Origin of the sequence: Leptotrichia sp. oral taxon 847 (assembly GCF_001553645.1) — a bacterium.
GTDB lineage: Bacteria > Fusobacteriota > Fusobacteriia > Fusobacteriales > Leptotrichiaceae > Leptotrichia.
The window spans coordinates 1,022,053-1,040,477 of the sequence record NZ_CP014231.1; the positions used below are offsets into that span (position 1 = coordinate 1,022,053).

An 18,425-nucleotide genomic window follows, 5' to 3' on the forward strand; every position below is an offset into this window, starting at 1 on the left:
TTTCATTTTCTTTTTTTATTAATTATCTGCATTTTCTCCCACAACTTTAGGAACTATTACGAATTCATCATCACCATTTGGCGCATTAGACAAAATTTCTTTTTTAATCTTTGCATCTTTCACTTCATCTTTTCTAAGCGCATCTTTTAAATCCAAGACATTGAACAAAGGTTCGATATTACTTGTATCAATTCCATTTAATTCTTCCATATAATCAAATATTTTATTCAAATCCACTCTAAATTTTTCAATTTCACTTTCCGAAAATTCCAACTTTGAAAGTGCTGCTATTTTCAGTACATCTTCTTTACTTAACATTCGCTATTTTCCTCCTTTAAAAAATATTTTTAGCCCAATCGGGTAACTCATCAGATTGTTTTATTATTTTTTTATTTATAATTTTTAAAATCATTTTATACTCTTTTGTATTATCATAAACTGTAACATTATCAAATTTATTTAAAACTTTCGATAAATTTTCCAAAGATTCATTATATCTTTTTTCAACAATTTTATCAGGAATATCATGTCCGCCTCTTAAAACTCTATTTTTTATTCTTTCTTTTGCAATATCTATGCTATTTATTCCTACATAAAACAAATGAAGTTTATAATTTTTGCTTTTTAATTTATCAATTAATTTTAATATTGTTTTTCCAGTTAATGTAGTTTCCTCATTAAAAGAAAGTCCTTTTTCAATATATTCATTTCTCAATTTAATTGCTATTTTTGCTGATTTTATTTGATCAGATTCATTTTTCCAATTTCCAATTTTTTTAACTATTTCATCAGTATTTATTCTAAAAGTTCCTTTAATGTCCTCAGCAATTATACTAAACAAAGTAGATTTTCCTGCTCCATTTACTCCTGCAAACAAATAAAAATTTCTATCTTCCATCACTAATATATCCCTTTTTCAATCGCTTCTTTTTGCTTTCTCTGCATAACCAAATCCTGCAATTCAATATAAAAATCAATATCTTTCTTATTTTCTGTTCTTTCTAGCAATGTATTAAAATCTTTATAACTTATCATTTCTATCAATTTTTTCAATTCCATATTTTCAATATCTTGATTTGGAAATAATTCTTTTAATTTCATAGTTTCTCACTTCCCTCAAAATTTTCCATAATTTTTCTCTTCACAAACAAAAACTCCCTTAACGATTTCTCCTCAAATTCTACATAATTCCTTCTCAGTTCACAAACCGCATTTCTAAGAATTTCCCCTTTTCTCACTCTTTTCGACATTCCGAAAAAAACTTTCTCCAAAAAATCCAAATTTTTATATCTTACTAGGACTTTTTCTCTCTTCAGCCAGTCAAAAAAACTTTTAAAATCACTCGGAAAAAATTTATCATATTTTTCGACACTTTGAATTATTTTTCGCTCAACTTTTTCCACATTTCCAAAATCAGAATTATCATTAAAAATTTTCTCAAAATTTTTGCACAAAAAATGGTCAACATACATATCCGACACAATCCCTTTAAAAATTCCAAATTCTTTTTGTAAAAGTTCATTCAAAAAATTTTTTTCCCTATCAGAAATCTTATCAATTAATCTGTGAAGAACTATTCCACTTTTTAAATTTTTTTGCAAATCAATTTTTTCAATTTTTCCTTTGTAAAAATCTCCAGTAAAATTTCCATAAAGTGTATTTTTATTTGTTTTTTTATCTATTTCAAGCGATATAACGGAATGTGCTAAATAGTTCATTTTGACTCCTACTTTTTTTTAGTGTAAAACTTAATTTTAAAAAATTTTTAGGATTTCAGAAAAACTCTCAAATTCTCTAAAATTAATTCCATTTTCACTGCAAAACTTCACAGCTCTCGTTCCTTTTCTCACCAAGACAAAGTCAGCCACTTCCATCGCTCTGTAGTCTGAAGGACCATCTCCTACATAAATTACTTCGTAACCTTGCTTTTTAAATTTTTCTACCGCTTCTTTCTTATCCACCCCATAAATTTTTTCTTTGTCTAAAAAAGGATTTTCCACTGTAATTTTATTCCCATCAAATTTTAAATCGTTTGAAATTACTTTTTCATTAGGTAAATCTATTCCGTAGCCTAAAAGAGAACCTTGCACATTAAGTCTTGAACCAGCGCTAACAATTCTAAACTCGAGTCCACTTTTCACAAAATCTTTAAAACTTTCATCTATCGTAACTTTTTTTTGTAATGTTTTAATATACTCGTCTTTTGTGATGTTTAGTGAACTTAGTCCTTCTTTTATAAACTGTCTTATTGTTACTTTTCCAGCTTTGTATCTTTTTCGTAAATCCTTTTTAAACTCCGGATTGTGAGTTTCCAGCAAAACATCAGTAGAATCTTCATTACTTATTGTCCTATCAAAATCTATTAAAAAAATTCTTTTTTTACTCATCAATTTCTCCTATAGTCCTTTTAAATATTTTATTTCATCTTCAGTTAAAGCTCGGTATTCTCCAACTCCCAAGTGTCCCAACGTAAGTTCTCCCACTTTTACTCTTTTTAGTGCATCAACCGTATATCCCAAAGTTTCAAACATTTTTCTTATTTGTCTGTTTCTTCCTTCAAAAATGGCAATTCTAATCTCTTTCTTGTCAAGTTTTTTTACTTTAGCGGGAGCAGTTCTTCTCCCATCGATTACCACTCCATGTTGCAGTGCTTCAATATCTTTTTCTTCAATATCTCTATTTATTTTTGCAATGTAACTTTTATACAATTTTTTCCCTGGGTGCATAACGTGATTATAGACATCACCATCATTGCTTATAATGATAAGCCCTTCTGTCATAAAATCCAGTCTTCCATATGTAAAAAGTCTTGCACGTGATTTTATAAAATCTATCGCCAGTTTTCTACCAAATTTATCCTCATTTGAACAAAGTACTCTTTTTGGCTTATTTAAAATATAATATTCGTATTTTGTGTTTAATCTTACTCTTTCTCCATCAATTTTCACAACATCTTCAGGCTTTACATCCATTCCAATTATAGCTTCGTGTTTATTTACGCTTACTCTTCCCTCGTTTATCAATTCATCAGCTTTTCTTCTGGAACAAAATCCCGTCTCCGCTATAAATTTATTTAATCTCATTACTTTTTTTACCCCTTTATATTTTCTTATTAATTTTTTCAAATTTAAAATTTTAATAATTTAACTTTATTTTTTATTTTTTGTCTATTTTTCAACTATTTCATTCAATTTTTCAGTTTTTTCCGAAGATTCTTCTTTTTTTATTTCGTTGTTAGTTTCATTATTTTTTTCTTCATCACTGTAAAGTAATTTTATTTGTTCAAATTGTTTGTATCCTGGGAGTTCTTTCTTTCCATAAATGTTTAAATAGCTGTAAAATTCCTCACTCACTTCGTACAAATTTGGTGTTCCCATTGCTTTTTTCTTCCCTGAAATATAGATTAATTTTTTTTCTAGTAAAGTAGTCAGACTTTTTTCAGCACCAACTCCTCTTATTTGTTCTATTTCTAATTTTGTAACAGGACCTTTATATGCGATGATTGCCAATGTTTCCATCGCTGATTTGGACAGTTTCTTTAACTTTACTTCGGGATTAAAAAAATTTTTTATGTCAAGTCCAAATAATGGATTTGACACCAAATAAACGACATCATTTTCGATTTTTAGATTTATTCCAGTATCTTTTCTTTTTTCTTTCAGATTTAACAAGAGCTTTTTCATTTCCTGTTTTTCTATATCATAAAATGAAGCAAGGCTGTCAATTTTTAAAATTTCTTTTGACAGAAATATAATTGCTTCTAACTTTTCTTCTATTTTGAAATATTTACTTTGAGTGTTTTCATTTTCCACATTTTCACATCCAAATTTTATTTTCTCAAATATTAAAATTATTAGGGATTGCCTTTTTTAATGTTTTTTAAGACAGTCCCTTTTCATATTTTTTAATATTCAACTACTGGTGAAATGATTATATTTTTATACTCATTAAAATCATCTAACACTTTTGCGATACCATTTATAACAGCGTGAATTGCATCATCGCCAACAGTTACTTTTAATTTTAATTCTTCTTCTATTCTTTCTTTTAAAAGTCTGATTGTAGCTCCTCCACCAGATAAGAAAATTCCTGTTTCATAAATATCAGCTGCCACTTCTGGTTCAATTTCTTCAATTGTCATTCTAATTTCATCAATTATCATATCAATATGTCTTTCAATTGCCTTTTCGATTTCAGATGCTTTAATTCTCATACTTTTTGGAAGCCCAACTCCCAATTCTCGACCTCTTATTTCATACTCTTTATCTGGGTCATCTTGACTTATTGTATTTATTTTTAGTTCTTCGGCTGTTTTTTCGCCAATTAGTAAGTTGTGTTCATCTTTTACAAATTCCGCTATATCATCATTCAAGTGATCACCTGCAACTTTTATAGATCTTGAAAGTGCTGACCCTCCTGACACGATGAACGCAATCTCAGTAGTACCTCCACCTATATCGACTATAAGATGCCCTTTGGGCTCAAATAAGTCAATTCCAACTCCGATTGCAGCTGCAACGGGCTCTTCAATTAAATAGACATCCTTTGCACCCGCATCTTTTACAACTTCCACAACTGCTCTTCTCTCAACCTGTGTTACACCACTTGGTACACAAATAATGACCCTTGCGTGATTAAATTTATCCTTTTTTAATTTACTTAAAAATTCCTCTATCATTTTTTCTGTTACTTCATAATTAGAAATGACTCCGTTTTTTAACGGTCTTATTATTTCTGTGTGTTTTGCAGTTCTTCCGATTATTTCTTTAGCTTTTGATCCAATAAACTCCACATCTTCTGTTTTTATATTAATTGCTACATAAGTTGGCTCATCTATTCGAATCCCTTCTCCTTTTACATAGACAACAGTATTTGCTGTTCCCAAATCAATCGCTACATCACGCATTGATTTCGGTGAAATACTAGTTTTAAAAAAATCTAAAAATTTCATCTAATTTCTCCTTTTCACAATATTTTTTAATTATTTCAAATAAAACAATAGAAGATTTTTATCTCTTGTTTTCAATTTTATACTTACATTGTATTTTACCATTTTTTTCAAATAATCTCAATTACCATTACAAAAATTTTAAATATTTTTTTAATTCCATAATTTTTTTACAGCTCTCGCACTTAAAACTAAAAATATCATAGTGTTAGCCAAAAAATCAAATTATTTTTACAGAAAATTTTTCATCATTCCAAATCTTCGCTTGATATTTGTCCATCGTCACCAATTACTCCATTATCTTTTAACTGGTTATAAATTCTTGAAGCTCTGTTGAATCCCACTTTTAATTTTCTCTGGAGCATTGCAATTGACACCTTCTGTTCTTCTCTTATCACTTTTACTGCATTGTCAAAAAATGGATCTAAATCATTTTCTTCTTCTTCATTTTCTTCCAAAATTTCATTTTGGTAGTGAACTTTTTTACTTCTTTTCAACGTATCTGTCAAATTTTTAACTTCTTCATCCGAAATATAAGCTCCTTGTATTCTCTCTAATTTAGACGAACCATTTGCAAGTAAAAGCATATCTCCTTGTCCTAATAACTTTTCGGCTCCTGATGTATCAAGAATCGTTCTGGAATCAACTTGAGAACGAAGTGCAAAGGAAATTCTACTTGGAAGATTTGCCTTTATCATTCCCGTAATTACATCTGTTGACGGTCTTTGAGTTGCAACTACCAGGTGGATTCCAACCGCTCTTGCTTTTTGCGCAATTCTTGCGATAGACTCTTCTACGCTATTTGAGGCAACCATCATCAAGTCTGCAAGTTCATCAATAATTATTACAATGTACGGCATTCTTTCAACAAAATTTAAAGAATTGTAGCTTACAATATTTCTAACTCCATTTTCCATAAGTTTTTTGTATCTGTTTTCCATTTCATTTACTGCCCATTTCAGTGCGATTGCCGCTTTCTGTGGGTCAATTATAACGGGAACAAGTAAATGCGGAATTTCGTTATATGGCATAAGTTCCACCATTTTGGGATCAATCATTATAAATTTTACTTCTTTGTCCGATTTTTTTGAAATCAAAGTTGAAATTATTGTATTTACTGCAACCGATTTTCCCGAACCAGTTTGCCCTGCAATAAGCAAATGGGGCATTTTTACAATATCTATAAATTTATCTCTTCCTACAATATTTTTCCCTAAAATTACTTTTAGCTCACCCTTGTCAAGTTCCTTATTTTTTATAATGTTGGCAAAATGAACATTTTCTTTGATTTTATTCGGAGTTTCAATTCCAATGGTATTTTTTCCTGGAATTGGTGCTTCTATTCTGATACTTTCTGCCGCCAGATTCATTGCAATGTCATCAGCTAAATTAGTCACCTTGCTCACTTTTATCCCCTTTGGAATCACAATTTCATATCTTGTTATTGTCGGTCCATATTCATAGTTTACGACTTTTGCATCAACTCCAAACTCTTTTAAAACGCTTTCCAAATGACTTACATTATCTCGTATGCTTTTTTCAATTTTTCTTTTTGTGTCAAAATCCATCGATTTTGATTTAAAAATTTTTTCAATTGATTTTTTTATAACTTCATCATATCCTTGATTTTTTTCAAGTAAATTATTGGCTTCTTTCAATTTCTCTTCCAATTTTTTTTCTTTTTCAATAACTTCCTTGTTTTCAAAAGCTGAAAGTTTAGGAAACTGCTGAAAACTCAAGTCTTCTTCCAATTCTTTTTTCACTTTTTTATTTGTAAATGGTGATAAAATTTCTAATTTCATTTTTTTTGGCGGATTATCTTTATTACTGCTATCTTGTTCTTTTTTTTCATTTTCAGTATTAGATTTTTTTATTTCACTTTTAAGGTTATTTTCAACAATTGATTTTTTTGTATTGTTATTTTCTTTGATTTCTTTATCTTGATTTTCTTTTTTTTCTAAAATTTCCATCCATTCTTTTTCTTTTTCTTTTAATTCTTCATCAGAATATACTTGTGTCTTTTGTAAAAAATTTTCTTTCGGTTTTTTTGCAATTTCAAAACTTAATTTTTCATTTCTTGAACTTATAATTTTTTCTTTTAACATCTGTTTCTGATATTCTTTGTAATTTGTCTTTTTCAACTTTTCAGCATATTTTTTTGCTGCCAATTTTCTTTTTTTCTCTTTAAATTCATCGCTTCTTGAATATTTAATCCACTCTTTTGCATATTCATACCAAAATTCCATCAAATCCTTAAAAATAAAAAAAACGGACAAAAGTGTCAAAATTATAAGTGCTATTCCCATTCCAGATGAAGAGATTATTTGATAAAATGGCATACTGATTATTCCACCCAAAACTCCTCCACTCTGTTTGTTAAATCCGTAACTTAAAAGTTCTCTTCCTGCTTCAATAAATGTTTTACTAAGTGGAGTTCCACCCAAAACAGAATTTCTAATCAAAATCACTGATAAACACAAGAAACACCCGATAAAAGCAGTTATTTTCCCACGTGTAACATTCATTTTTTCGTAAAAAAATATTAAAATCCCATAAACAATCGCCGAAATTACCAAAAACCAAGTCATTTTTCCAAAAAATAGTAAAACGAGCGAGAACAAAGTTTCATTTGAATTTTTAGTTGAAACATCAGTTGTATCAGCAATCAAAAGCAACAGCATTATCAATCCAACTGCAAACCATATAACACCTTCTATTTTTCTCTTTTTATTCATTTTTTATTCTCCTTTCTTCCAGTTTTTCATATCAATACAGCAATTTAAATTTTATATAAAATTTACATTTAAACAATTTATTATACAATATTTTTTCAATTTTGTCATTTTTTATCTAATTTTCTCAATTACAATCTTTCATAATATTTATTTTTGATTACAAAATATTACTCTGTTTAATAATATTTTCTATTTTTTTCATAAGAGAAAAGAGCCGCTATTTCCCCTTATAATCACGATACTTTTTATATACTAGTAAAATTTGACCCGTTGGAACATTTATCTGTACCGACAAAACCGTTTGAACGTAAGTAAGTTTTCTATCAGTACATAAAAATGTCGTAGACTTAGCCAGGGTGCAGGAGTATGGCAATGATACCTGCTTAAAAGAGGAAATAGAAAGATTTCACTAAAAAAATAAACAAATAAATTTCCATAATAAAAAATAGAGTTTAAAATTTTATAAAATAAAAAATGCACTTTTTATGTTAAATATTTTAACATTTTTATGCATTTATTATTTAAAATTTTATTTTTTATGAAATTAATAGTGGTAATAATAAAGCTATTAATGCTAAAATTGCTGGAACTCCCTGTAACATAAATATTCTTTTTGAGACTGTCACTGAGCCGTAAAACGCTGCGCATATGATACAAACAATAAAAAATACTGCGATTTGAACTTGATATTCAGTTGCGTCAACCAAGCTCCAAATTAGTCCAGAAGCTAGAAAGCCATTGTATAATCCTTGGTTTTCAAGCATTTTTTTCACTCTCTCATCTCTCAAAAATTCAAAATCTAAATCGAATGTCTTTTGCATTGTCTTGCTTTCAGTTTTGTACATTTCGAGAAATAAAATATAAAAATGCTCCAGCGCCACTAAAAGTATTAAAAATTTTGCTAATATACTCAAAATTATAAATTTTCCTTTCTAAAATAATATAATATTTTTTTTACTGTTTATAAACCTTCAATAGTCAGTCTTTTAAACTTAAGATAACAGGTTTTCCATCAATAATAGCAAGACTGTGTTCGTATTGAGCAGATCTTTTTTTATCTCTTGTAACAGCTGTCCACATATCAGATAATATTTTTATTTTGTGAGTTCCTACATTTACCATAGGTTCCACTGTAATTACCATGCCATTTTCAATTTTTGCACCGGTTCCAGCCCGTCCATAATTTGGAACCATTGGATCCTCATGCATCTCTTTTCCAACTCCGTGTCCCGCAAAATCTCTGACTAAAGAAAATCCATATTTTTCGACATATTCTTGAATTGCAGCTCCTATATCCCCTATTCTGTTTCCAGCTTTTGCTGTTTCAATCCCAATTTCACGAGCTTTTTTAGTAACTTCCATCAATTTTTTAGAAGTTTCGTCAATTTCTCCAACAGCGTAAGTGGTTGCCGCATCTCCAAAATATCCGTCCAAAACTGTAACAGTATCAACTGTCAAAATATCTCCTTCTTTTAAAATCTTATCCTTGCTTGGAATTCCGTGAACGACTACTTCATTTACAGAAATGCAAGTCGCAGCTGGATATGGCGGATATGGTCTTCCTATGTCATATCCCTTTGTTCCAGGAATTGCACCTTGACTTCTTATGTAATCTTCTGCAATTTTATCCAATTCATAAGTGCTGACTCCAGCTTTTACATATTTTGGCAAAACATCTTCCAAAAGTCTTGCAATTATTTCATTAGCTTTTTTTATTTTTTTTATTTCTTCTAATGTTTTGTAAATAATCATTTTAATTCTTCTTTCTTTTTTCTGTCTTTATTTTTTCTCTTTTTTATTTTTCTAAAATTTCAATGATAGCTTTTGTAATTTCTTCCATTTTTTCCTTGTGTCCACCAACACTGTAAACTTTATTTTGAGCTTTGTAAAAATCTAAAACTGGCGCTGTCTGCTGTTTATAAACTTTTAGTCTGTTTCTAACTGTTTCTTCATTGTCATCTGGTCTTTGCACCAAATCTTCTGGATTTTCATCAACTGGTGGATTATATTTTATATGATAAATTTTCCCTGTTTTTTTCGACACTCTTCTTCCAGTTATTCTTTCGATAATTTCTTCATCACTCACTCGAAGTTCTATAACTTTATCAATTTTTTTCCCAAGTCTATCCAAAATTTTGTCTAATTCCTGTGCCTGCGCCACAGTTCTTGGAAATCCATCTAAAATAAATCCATCTTCACAGTCTTTCTCAGTAAGTCTTTTTTCCACAAGTCCGTCTACAATTTCATCTGAAACTAATTTTCCTTGATCCATAAGCTTTTTAGCTTTAAGTCCAAGTGGAGTTTCGTTGGCGATTGCCGCTCTTAAAATATCTCCAGTTGAAATTTGAGGTATTCCGTATTTTTTAACCAGTTGTTTTGCCTGAGTACCTTTTCCAGCACCTGGCGCTCCAAATAATACTATATTCATCTTTCTTTCCTTTCTTTGATTTCATTTAATTAAATTTTATAATAATATAATAACATTTTACAAAATTTTTTTCAATGGCGACATAACAAAAATTTTCAATTGTTTTTTTCCCATATAAATGTTATTATTAAAATACAAGAATATTTAAAAAGAAGGAGATGTTTTTATGCTGTATCCATTAAAATTTAAAAAAGTTTTTATTGAAAAAATTTGGGGTGGGAGAAATTTAGAAAAAAAACTAGATATTAAACTTCCAAAAGACAAGAATATTGGAGAATCTTGGGAAATTTCCGCTCATCCAAATGGCATGGGGGTCGTTTCAAATGGAAAATTGAAAGGCAAAACTCTGAAAGAAATTTATTCTGAATATAAAGACAAGTTAGTTGGAAAAAAGGTTTTTGAAAAATATCCGAATAGATTTCCACTTCTTATAAAATTTTTGGATGTAAACGATAGACTTTCCATTCAAGTTCATCCAAATGACGAAGTAGCAATGAAAAAACACAACGAATTTGGGAAAAGTGAGTCTTGGTACATCGTTTACGCAAGTGACGACGCTACTTTGATTTTAGGAACGAAACCTGATGTCACAAAGGAAAAATTTTTAGAAAAAGTTAAAAATAATGATTTTAGTAACTTATTTGAAGAAAAAGCTGTTAAAACTGGAGATTTTATTGATATAACTCCTGGAACTGTCCACGCAAGTTTAAAAGGAAGTGTCATTTTTGCAGAAATCCAGCAAAGTTCCGATGTTACTTACAGAATTTACGACTTTGACAGAATTGACAAAAATGGGAAAAAAAGAGAATTGCACTTAGATGATGCTGCCGAAGTGATTGATTTTGGAAAAAAGGTCGAAATTAAACACACCCTTTTTAAAGACGGGGAAACTAAAAAAAATATAATAAAAAAAGAATTTTACTCAATCGACAAAATAAAAATTTCAAATTCTTATAATGACCACTGCTCCGAAAGTATGATAATTTATACTGTTTTGGATGGAAGCGGAAAAATTTTTTGGAATAAAAATGAAGTTTTGGAATTAAAAAAGGGAGAAAATATTTTAATTCCAGTAAATTTAAAAGTAAAACTTGAAGGAAATTTTGAAATTTTGAGAACGGTAATCGAACAATAAAATAAATTAAAAAAAAATTTAATAACAAAAAAATTTACTGAAAGGAAGATTTTATGAAATACAACTTTGACGAAATTATTGACAGAAAAAATAATCACTCCGTAAAATATTGTGAAATTGATAAAAAATTTGGAGTTGACAAAAATAGCGACATTATTCCGCTTTGGATTGCCGATATGGACTTTAGAACAGCAAAACCAATAATTGATGCCATTCAAAAAAAAGCTGAACACGGGATTTTTGGATATGTCTACCGTCCCGATGAATATTTTGAGTCATTTATTAACTGGCAAAAGAGAAGATATAACTGGGAGCCGAAAAAAGAACTTGTAAGTTTTAGTATCGGTGTCGTGCCGACGCTTGGCTCTCTTGTTCAAATTTTTTCAAAACCAAATGACAAGATTTTGATTCAAACTCCAGTTTATTCAGAATTTTACGACATCAGCGAAGACAACAAAAGAATTGTAATCGAAAATCGTTTTATAGAAAAAGACGGAAAATATTCGCTAGATTTAGCTGATTTGGAAAATAAATTAAAAGAAAAGCCAAAATTTCTTATTTTTTGCAATCCTCACAATCCTTTGGGAAAAGTTTGGACTTATGACGAATTAAAAGCGATTGGTGATCTGTGTATAAAATACGGTGTCACTGTTATTTCAGATGAAATTCACTCAGATTTGACTTTGTGGAACAACAAACACATTCCGATGGCGAGTGTTTCTGAAGAAATACGAAAAAACACAATCACTTGTACTTCGACTGGAAAAGCGTTTAATGTAGCTGGACTGCAATGTGCAACAATTGTTTTCAACAACCTTAAAACAAAAGAAAAATTTTACCGATTTTGGAAAGATTTAGAAATTCATAGAAACAACCCTTTTAATTTAGTTGCCACAATGGCCGCCTATTCCGATGAAGGTGAAGAATATTTAAACCAATTAATTGAATACTTACAAAACAATATTTTATTTTTAAATGATTTTTTCAAAAAGCATATCCCAGAAATTAATCCAAATGTGCCACAAGCAACTTACTTAGTTTGGCTGGATTGCAGAACATTATGCAAAAAATTTGGATTCAATCAAGAAGAACTGGAAGAATTTATGTTAAAAGAAGCAAAACTGGGACTAAATCCTGGAAGAAGCTTTCAAAAAGGACTTGAAGGCTTTATGAGATTAAATACAGCTTGTCCTCGAAGTGTACTAGAAAAAGCTTTAAACCAATTAAAAATAGCAATTGAAAATTTCAAACATAAATAAAATTAATTTTTAATATTAAAAATATACCTAAATTTGAATAGAATAATAATAACGTCGATATATAGAATATTTAATGCACATTAGGATTACCTTCTCATAAAAATAAAAGATTATAATAACCTTTTTCTATTTAACTATTTATATAATATACAAATATTAAATAAAAAAATCAAAGGAGGTGTATCTTTAAATATGGAAAAAGAAATTTATTTAGCTGGAGGATGTTTCTGGGGAGTACAGGAATTCTTTAAAAAAGCTCCCGGTGTTTTAAAGACAACCGTTGGCTATGCAAATGGACAGACTTTGGAAACTAACTATGACATTTTAAAAATGACTGACCACGTTGAAACAGTTTATGTAAAATATGATTCTGGTAAAGTTTCGCTTGAGCAATTACTCACTTATTATTTTTCGATAATAGATCCTACGAGCTTGAACAGACAAGGATATGATGAAGGTCGCCAATACAGAACGGGAATTTATTACAAAGATCCTGATGATTTAAAAATTATTACAAAAAAAATTGAAGAAGAACAAAAAAAATATTCCACAGATATAAAAGTTGAAGTAAAAAAATTAAATCACTACATCTTAGCTGAAGATTACCATCAAAATTATTTGGAAAAACATCCTGAAATAGATTGTCATATCGATTTAGAAAATGCTATAAAGATTTTTGAAAAAGAAGGCGAAAAATATTAAAAGAAACTTAATTTTTTTAAGTTTCTTTTTTAGTATATTTTTATCTTGACAATGAAGTTTTTTGAGCTACAATTATATTAGAGAAAAATAATCAAATATTTTTTTAAAAAAAGGAAGTGAGCTTGTTATGGCAAACCGTATCATTTTAAATGAAGTATCATATCACGGATTTGGAGCAATTGAATCTATTCCAGATGAAGTGGAAAAAAATAAATTCAAAAAGGCTTTTATTTGTACAGATCCTGGATTAATTAAGGCTGGAGCAGCTAAAAAAATTACTGATGTACTTGATAAAGCTAATTTGGGATATGTAGTATTTTCTGATGTTCAGCAAAATCCTACAATTGAAAATGTAAAAGCTGGAGTTGAAAAATTTAAAGAAAGTGGTGCAGATTATATTATTGCAATCGGTGGAGGTTCTGCTATGGACTGTGCCAAAGCTGTGGCAATTATTATAAATAATCCTGAATTTTCTGATGTACGAAGTCTTGAAGGAGTCGCAGATACAAAAAATAAATGCGTTCCAATAATCGCAGTTGCAACTACAGCTGGAACAGCTGCCGAAGTTACAATAAATTATGTAATAACAGATGCCCAAAAAAATAGAAAATTTGTCTGCGTTGACCCACACGATATGCCAATAGTTGCGATAGTTGATCCAGGAATGATGATGACTATGCCAAAAGAATTGACAGCTGCGACTGGACTTGACGCACTAACTCACGCAATCGAGGGATTTACAACAAAAGCAGCTTGGGAAATGACCGACATGTTTCATTTAAAATCAATTGAATTAATAGCAAAATATTTGAGAAAAGCTGTAGAAAATGACAAAGAAGCTAAAGAAAAAATGGCTCTTGCTTCATACTTAGCAGGAATGGGATTTTCAAATGTGGGACTTGGGATCGTACACTCAATGGCTCATCCGCTAGGCGCATTTTATGGAACTCCGCACGGTGTCGCAAACGCAATAATTTTACCAACTGTAATGGAATATAACGCTGAATATACAGGGGAAAAATTTAGAGAAATAGCAAAGGCTTTTGGAATAAAACATACTAGAAGAATGGCTCCTGAAGAATACAGAAAAGCAGCAGTAGACGCTGTAAAACAATTGGCACGCGATGTAAATATCCCTGAAAATTTAAAAGGAATAATGGATATAAAAGATTTAGATTTTATTGCAGAATCAGCTTTAAATGATGTTTGTACTGGTGGAAATCCACGAGATACAAATTTGGAAGAAATAAAAGAACTTTATAAAAAATTATTGTAATTTATTAAAAAATCTCCTAATAACTTTCTTCAAAGGAGATTTTTTATTTAACTCTTATCATTTTAACAAATAAAACAATTTAGTTCATTTAATTCTTATCTTTTCCAATAAATTTCCACAATGTTGGAAGTAAAAGTGTAGTTGTAGTTGATTTTATCGCATCACCAGGAAGGAAAGGTCGTACACCAACCATAAATGCATTTTTACCAGGCATAAATAATGACAATACCAATGATCCCAATGTCAAAATAATAGCACTTGAAAGTAACAGTGATAAAAATGTTTTCACATAAGATTTTGTAATACCTCTGTCAGATAAATATCCTAAAACTATTGTAGATACAATATATCCTAAAATATATCCTCCTGTTGGTGAAAACAATGAACCCGCTTTAAATCCTGCAAAAATAGGAGCACCTAAGCTACCTGCCGCAACATATGAAAGTATAGTTGCTGTTCCTAATTTTCTCCCGTATAACAACGCCATTAATGTTACTCCAAATGTTCCAAGTGAAATTGGCACAGGAGTATTAGGAAGCGGAATTATAACTTGAGACATTATTGATAAAAATGTAACTCCACCTAACACTAAAAGAATATTTTTTAAAGTTTCTTTTTCTTTTGTTTCAATTTTTATAATGTTACTAATTAAAGTATTCTGTTTCATAAAAAGCCTCCACTATTTTCATTTTATAGTATTATAACATCCGTTATATGAAAAGTCAATAAACCTATTTTAGAAGTTTACTCTCACTCCTGTTGTAAATACATTATTATGTCCCTTTCCTTTTTTACCGCTGTCAACTGAACCATCATAATTTGTATACCATCCAAAGTTTTTATTTACTTCTGTCAATGCTCCGACTCCTACCCAAGTTTTATTTTTAGCCAGACCTATTCCTTTTACTTTGAACTTGGCGTTAGATAGTCCTGTATAACTAGCGTCAAAACTTAAATCTTCGTTGTTAAAGGCAGTCTGGTGAGTTACGTAACCTTGGAATGTAGATTTGCTTCCACTTTTCCAATCGACTGATTTTCCAACTCTTAGTCCAACCAATCCTGAAGTCTGAGCATATGTTTTTTTATCCGCTTTTAGACCAAATTGGCTGTTGTCTTCTGAGAAAGAACCACGGATTACTGTATCGTGAGAAAGTCCAACAAACGGTGTTATAACAAAATCCCCTTTTTTATTTTTAAAGTCATAGCCTGTTTCTAAATACCCTGAAACCACTTTGTCATTGTGATTAATTTTAGCTCTTGAAAAATCAGTCGGACTTAAAATAATATCCCTTTCAACATCACTATCAACAAATCCAATTCCTGCACGACCTTGTAAATATAACGGATTTGTTTTATTACCTAATCTTCCATACAATGAAATACCAAAATTATTTGCATCAGATTTTCCACCATATCTGTTAAATTTGACATTTGCTTTAGAATAGGATAGTGCAGTTCCTAAAATCAAATTGTCACCAAATTGTTTATCAACTCCAACTTGACCACCGTAAACTTTAGTTTTTCCTTCAGCGTAACCATCCTGTTTTAATTTTCCATTTGCTCCAAGTCCTGTTATCCAAAGTCCAAAGTTATCTCCGACATTGTCAAGAGTACCAAGCATTACAAGACGATTTGACAAGTCTTTATTGACTGTCTGTGATTGATGGAAAGTTAGCGCTTGAGCAGAGGCATAAATTTGCCCAGATAAACTGTCTAGCACTGCTGCACTTGTTGCGCTTCTTGTTGAAAGAGACTGCAATACCGCTGCTTTTTTCTCAAAATTTTCCACATTTTTGGTATTTCCATTTTCAACTTCTTCATCTAATTTTTGAAATGCTGTTTCTATATTTTCCGCTGTATTTTGCTGCATTTCATCAGAATTTTTGGAATTTTTTACATATGTTTCTACATTTTTACGACTAAGATTTGCTGTAACTTTATTTTCTTTTTTTTGAACGTCCACATTTACCAAATCTTTTTCATTCTCACCTTTTACGGTTCCTTCAATTTTTCCATCTGAAGTGATTACATCATTTGTAATACCTTTAGCTGTAACATATCTATCTTGTCCATTCTGATCTTTTGCTGCAACTTCTATCGCAACACCATTTAATTTGACATCACCATTTACGTGTAATGTTGAATTTGTATCTGTTTTAATTCTCGAATTTTCAAGTGAAATATATTTTCCAGCAAATGTCGTTCTACCACTATTTTCAACTGTTCCTGCATTTATTACGTCATTTTGAATCAGTGCATTTTGAGTAGCAAGTGTCGCTTGTGGTCTTACGTTAAGTGAAGAAGTATAAACTCCGTTTATTTGAACTTTTCCTGCGTTTACTGTTGTATTTCCTGTAAATGTACTGTTTCCTGACAAAATCAATATTCCAGCTCCATTTTTGATCAAACCTGCATCTCCTGAAATATTATTTGAAAATGTGTAAGTCCCGCTTGGTATATCGACTGTAACATTGTCATCCAGTGCAAGTGCTTTACTAAATTTAGCAGGTCCATTTAGAGCTTTGTCAATATTTATAAGCCCCCAACCGTAAGTTGAATCCACTCCAGGTTCACCTATATCCGTTGCTGTTGACAAAATAGTCTGTCTTATAAGACTTCCGTCCATCCAAGGATATTTTTCTTTAATTAGTGCCGCTGTACCTGAAACAACTGGTGCCGCATAAGAAGACCCTGAACCGACATATCTTTGACCTTTTATTTCAAAAATTTGATCTCCCACAACTGTAACTGTCCAGTTTTTTGCAACTCCCGCTGGAGTCAATGCAGTAAGATTATCCCAAGAAGTATCTCCCAAATCAGAAACTTTTTTAGAAGTTAAGGAAACTACATTTATCCAACCTTTTTGCAGTGTATTATCGAAATAAGGTAAACTTGACTCAAGTGAAGGATTTTTATCTAATGAATTATTTCCCGCTGCCCATATAAATAGAGCTCCTTTGTTATTTACAGCATCTTTATAGAATGCCAAAATATCATTTCCTACCTGGTTACCATAATAGTTGGCTGCAGTTGAAGATGAACTAAATTTAGTAACATCACTGTCCACTCCAAAAGACTGATTATAAATTTTTACTCCAGCATTGTCCAACGCTTGGTACATACTAAGACTGATTTCTGGATATGTTTTTCCTTCGTTATTTTGTTTTGCGGCATCAATCGCATAAAGTTCAACATTTTTTGCCACCCCTTCTTTTACTCCTCCTAAAAATGAGGCAACGACAACTCCATGATCATCATTTCGTTTAGGCGACGCTGTAAATCCTGGAACTGTCAATTTGTGAAGTCTACTTCCAAATTTTGTAGATAAATCAGATGCTAAAGAGGAATTTTCAAATCCCACATCTATGATTCCAACTTTTACATTACTTCCTTTATAAGTCGTGTCTGAGTGACTGTGCTGATTATCTTTGTCATAACTTACCGAAGAATCATTCCAAGCAATTGGACCCACTGAAGGCACTGTTGGCGTCGTTGTTTGTGATGGACCACTTGTTGGCGGAATTGACGGTTTTACTACTGGATTTGAAGGCGCAACTGGCGTAGAAGAACCTGTTGTGCTTCCACCACCGCCACCTCCTCCTCCACAACTGACAATAGAAAAGGCAAGTATTGCTGCTATTGCGTACTTCGTAAAATTAGATTTTCTCTTAAAATCTTTTTTTGGATATTTAAAATCTTTACCCATGATTAACTTCACCTCTATATTTATTTTTTTATCAAAATCATATTTCCCACATTTTATTTTACCATATTTTTTGGGGAAATTCCACAACAATAAAGCAAAAATTTTCTTTAAATTACGCCTCCTTTTCAAATAAATTTTTTTACTTTTATTAAAAAATATTAAAACAAAACTTTTTATGAAAAATATTTTTTATATAACAATGAAGGTCGAATTATCGAAGCATTTTTCTATGCCAA

General features: G+C 30.5%; 18 protein-coding genes. 4 read left to right on the plus strand and 14 right to left on the minus strand.

Annotated features, from left to right (window positions below):
* Nucleotides 1-18 precede the first annotated feature (18 nt).
* From gatC to AXF11_RS04740, 12 genes are all read right to left on the minus strand, one after another.
* Nucleotides 19-318 (minus strand): Asp-tRNA(Asn)/Glu-tRNA(Gln) amidotransferase subunit GatC, encoded by a 300-nt coding sequence (gene gatC, locus AXF11_RS04685; protein WP_068155399.1) that lies wholly within the window; start codon nucleotides 316-318, stop codon nucleotides 19-21.
* 16 nt (nucleotides 319-334) lie between these two features.
* Nucleotides 335-898: a zeta toxin family protein gene (locus tag AXF11_RS04690; RefSeq protein WP_068155401.1), complete on the minus strand. Its 564-nt coding sequence runs from the start codon at nucleotides 896-898 to the stop codon at nucleotides 335-337.
* A 2-nt stretch (nucleotides 899-900) separates the two neighbouring features.
* Nucleotides 901-1,101 carry a hypothetical protein gene (locus AXF11_RS04695; RefSeq protein ID WP_068155403.1) on the minus strand — a complete coding sequence of 67 codons (201 nt, stop codon included), beginning with the start codon at nucleotides 1,099-1,101 and terminating at the stop codon, nucleotides 901-903.
* Entirely contained in the window at nucleotides 1,098-1,718 is a 621-nt protein-coding gene (locus AXF11_RS04700; RefSeq protein ID WP_068155405.1) for an ACP phosphodiesterase, read from the minus strand. The genes AXF11_RS04695 and AXF11_RS04700 overlap by 4 nt, the downstream gene beginning before the upstream one ends.
* A gap of 36 nt (nucleotides 1,719-1,754) precedes the next feature.
* Nucleotides 1,755-2,387, minus strand: a complete 633-nt coding sequence (locus AXF11_RS04705) for an HAD-IB family phosphatase (RefSeq protein WP_068155408.1) — start codon at nucleotides 2,385-2,387, stop codon at nucleotides 1,755-1,757.
* A gap of 9 nt (nucleotides 2,388-2,396) precedes the next feature.
* A complete protein-coding gene (locus tag AXF11_RS04710) occupies nucleotides 2,397-3,083 on the minus strand; it encodes a pseudouridine synthase (protein ID WP_068155410.1) in 687 nt (228 codons plus the stop codon).
* Between the two features lie 84 nt (nucleotides 3,084-3,167).
* Nucleotides 3,168-3,812, minus strand: a complete 645-nt coding sequence (gene scpB, locus AXF11_RS04715) for an SMC-Scp complex subunit ScpB (RefSeq protein WP_231724771.1) — start codon at nucleotides 3,810-3,812, stop codon at nucleotides 3,168-3,170.
* Nucleotides 3,813-3,904: 92 nt separating this feature from the next.
* Complete coding sequence (locus tag AXF11_RS04720; protein WP_068155412.1) at nucleotides 3,905-4,951, minus strand: rod shape-determining protein; 1,047 nt, start codon at nucleotides 4,949-4,951, stop codon at nucleotides 3,905-3,907.
* Nucleotides 4,952-5,196: 245 nt separating this feature from the next.
* Nucleotides 5,197-7,683, minus strand: a complete 2,487-nt coding sequence (locus tag AXF11_RS04725; protein ID WP_068155414.1) for an FtsK/SpoIIIE family DNA translocase — start codon at nucleotides 7,681-7,683, stop codon at nucleotides 5,197-5,199.
* A 536-nt stretch (nucleotides 7,684-8,219) separates the two neighbouring features.
* A complete protein-coding gene (locus AXF11_RS04730; RefSeq protein WP_068155416.1) occupies nucleotides 8,220-8,597 on the minus strand; it encodes a DUF1304 domain-containing protein in 378 nt (125 codons plus the stop codon).
* 64 nt (nucleotides 8,598-8,661) lie between these two features.
* The gene (gene map / locus AXF11_RS04735; RefSeq protein ID WP_068155418.1) at nucleotides 8,662-9,435 is read right to left on the minus strand and encodes a type I methionyl aminopeptidase; all 774 of its coding nucleotides are present in this window, start codon (nucleotides 9,433-9,435) and stop codon (nucleotides 8,662-8,664) included.
* Nucleotides 9,436-9,478: 43 nt separating this feature from the next.
* Nucleotides 9,479-10,111, minus strand: a complete 633-nt coding sequence (locus AXF11_RS04740; RefSeq protein ID WP_068155420.1) for an adenylate kinase — start codon at nucleotides 10,109-10,111, stop codon at nucleotides 9,479-9,481.
* Between the two features lie 166 nt (nucleotides 10,112-10,277).
* On the opposite strand from AXF11_RS04740, the gene AXF11_RS04745 reads away from it, so the two are divergent.
* The 4 genes from AXF11_RS04745 (at nucleotide 10,278) to fucO (ending at nucleotide 14,483) form a co-directional block, all read left to right on the plus strand.
* Nucleotides 10,278-11,246: a type I phosphomannose isomerase catalytic subunit gene (locus tag AXF11_RS04745; RefSeq protein WP_068155422.1), complete on the plus strand. Its 969-nt coding sequence runs from the start codon at nucleotides 10,278-10,280 to the stop codon at nucleotides 11,244-11,246.
* Nucleotides 11,247-11,299: 53 nt separating this feature from the next.
* Entirely contained in the window at nucleotides 11,300-12,505 is a 1,206-nt protein-coding gene (locus tag AXF11_RS04750; RefSeq protein WP_068155424.1) for a MalY/PatB family protein, read from the plus strand.
* Between the two features lie 192 nt (nucleotides 12,506-12,697).
* Nucleotides 12,698-13,207, plus strand: a complete 510-nt coding sequence (gene msrA, locus AXF11_RS04755) for a peptide-methionine (S)-S-oxide reductase MsrA (RefSeq protein WP_068155427.1) — start codon at nucleotides 12,698-12,700, stop codon at nucleotides 13,205-13,207.
* 127 nt (nucleotides 13,208-13,334) lie between these two features.
* Nucleotides 13,335-14,483, plus strand: coding sequence for a lactaldehyde reductase (gene fucO / locus AXF11_RS04760; RefSeq protein WP_068155429.1), 1,149 nt, complete (start codon nucleotides 13,335-13,337; stop codon nucleotides 14,481-14,483).
* Between the two features lie 88 nt (nucleotides 14,484-14,571).
* Here fucO and AXF11_RS04765 read toward each other — a convergent pair whose 3' ends face one another.
* Nucleotides 14,572-15,150 carry a biotin transporter BioY gene (locus tag AXF11_RS04765; protein ID WP_068155431.1) on the minus strand — a complete coding sequence of 193 codons (579 nt, stop codon included), beginning with the start codon at nucleotides 15,148-15,150 and terminating at the stop codon, nucleotides 14,572-14,574.
* A gap of 69 nt (nucleotides 15,151-15,219) precedes the next feature.
* Nucleotides 15,220-18,189, minus strand: a complete 2,970-nt coding sequence (locus AXF11_RS04770) for an autotransporter domain-containing protein (protein ID WP_068158249.1) — start codon at nucleotides 18,187-18,189, stop codon at nucleotides 15,220-15,222.
* Between the last annotated feature and the right edge of the window lie 236 nt (nucleotides 18,190-18,425).

Excerpts from the sequence above, each read along its gene's own strand:
- AXF11_RS04770 (WP_068158249.1), bottom strand. The coding sequence starts at position 18,189 with ATGGGTAAAGATTTTAAATATCCAAAAAAAGATTTTAAGAGAAAATCT.
- AXF11_RS04695 (WP_068155403.1), bottom strand. The coding sequence starts at position 1,101 with ATGAAATTAAAAGAATTATTTCCAAATCAAGATATTGAAAATATGGAA.
- AXF11_RS04720 (WP_068155412.1), bottom strand. The coding sequence starts at position 4,951 with ATGAAATTTTTAGATTTTTTTAAAACTAGTATTTCACCGAAATCAATG.
- AXF11_RS04705 (WP_068155408.1), bottom strand. The coding sequence starts at position 2,387 with ATGAGTAAAAAAAGAATTTTTTTAATAGATTTTGATAGGACAATAAGT.
- map (WP_068155418.1), bottom strand. The coding sequence starts at position 9,435 with ATGATTATTTACAAAACATTAGAAGAAATAAAAAAAATAAAAAAAGCT.
- fucO (WP_068155429.1), top strand. The coding sequence starts at position 13,335 with ATGGCAAACCGTATCATTTTAAATGAAGTATCATATCACGGATTTGGA.
- AXF11_RS04725 (WP_068155414.1), bottom strand. The coding sequence starts at position 7,683 with ATGAATAAAAAGAGAAAAATAGAAGGTGTTATATGGTTTGCAGTTGGA.
- AXF11_RS04690 (WP_068155401.1), bottom strand. The coding sequence starts at position 898 with ATGGAAGATAGAAATTTTTATTTGTTTGCAGGAGTAAATGGAGCAGGA.
- AXF11_RS04745 (WP_068155422.1), top strand. The coding sequence starts at position 10,278 with ATGCTGTATCCATTAAAATTTAAAAAAGTTTTTATTGAAAAAATTTGG.
- msrA (WP_068155427.1), top strand. The coding sequence starts at position 12,698 with ATGGAAAAAGAAATTTATTTAGCTGGAGGATGTTTCTGGGGAGTACAG.
- gatC (WP_068155399.1), bottom strand. The coding sequence starts at position 318 with ATGTTAAGTAAAGAAGATGTACTGAAAATAGCAGCACTTTCAAAGTTG.
- AXF11_RS04740 (WP_068155420.1), bottom strand. The coding sequence starts at position 10,111 with ATGAATATAGTATTATTTGGAGCGCCAGGTGCTGGAAAAGGTACTCAG.
- AXF11_RS04710 (WP_068155410.1), bottom strand. The coding sequence starts at position 3,083 with ATGAGATTAAATAAATTTATAGCGGAGACGGGATTTTGTTCCAGAAGA.
- AXF11_RS04750 (WP_068155424.1), top strand. The coding sequence starts at position 11,300 with ATGAAATACAACTTTGACGAAATTATTGACAGAAAAAATAATCACTCC.
- AXF11_RS04700 (WP_068155405.1), bottom strand. The coding sequence starts at position 1,718 with ATGAACTATTTAGCACATTCCGTTATATCGCTTGAAATAGATAAAAAA.
- AXF11_RS04765 (WP_068155431.1), bottom strand. The coding sequence starts at position 15,150 with ATGAAACAGAATACTTTAATTAGTAACATTATAAAAATTGAAACAAAA.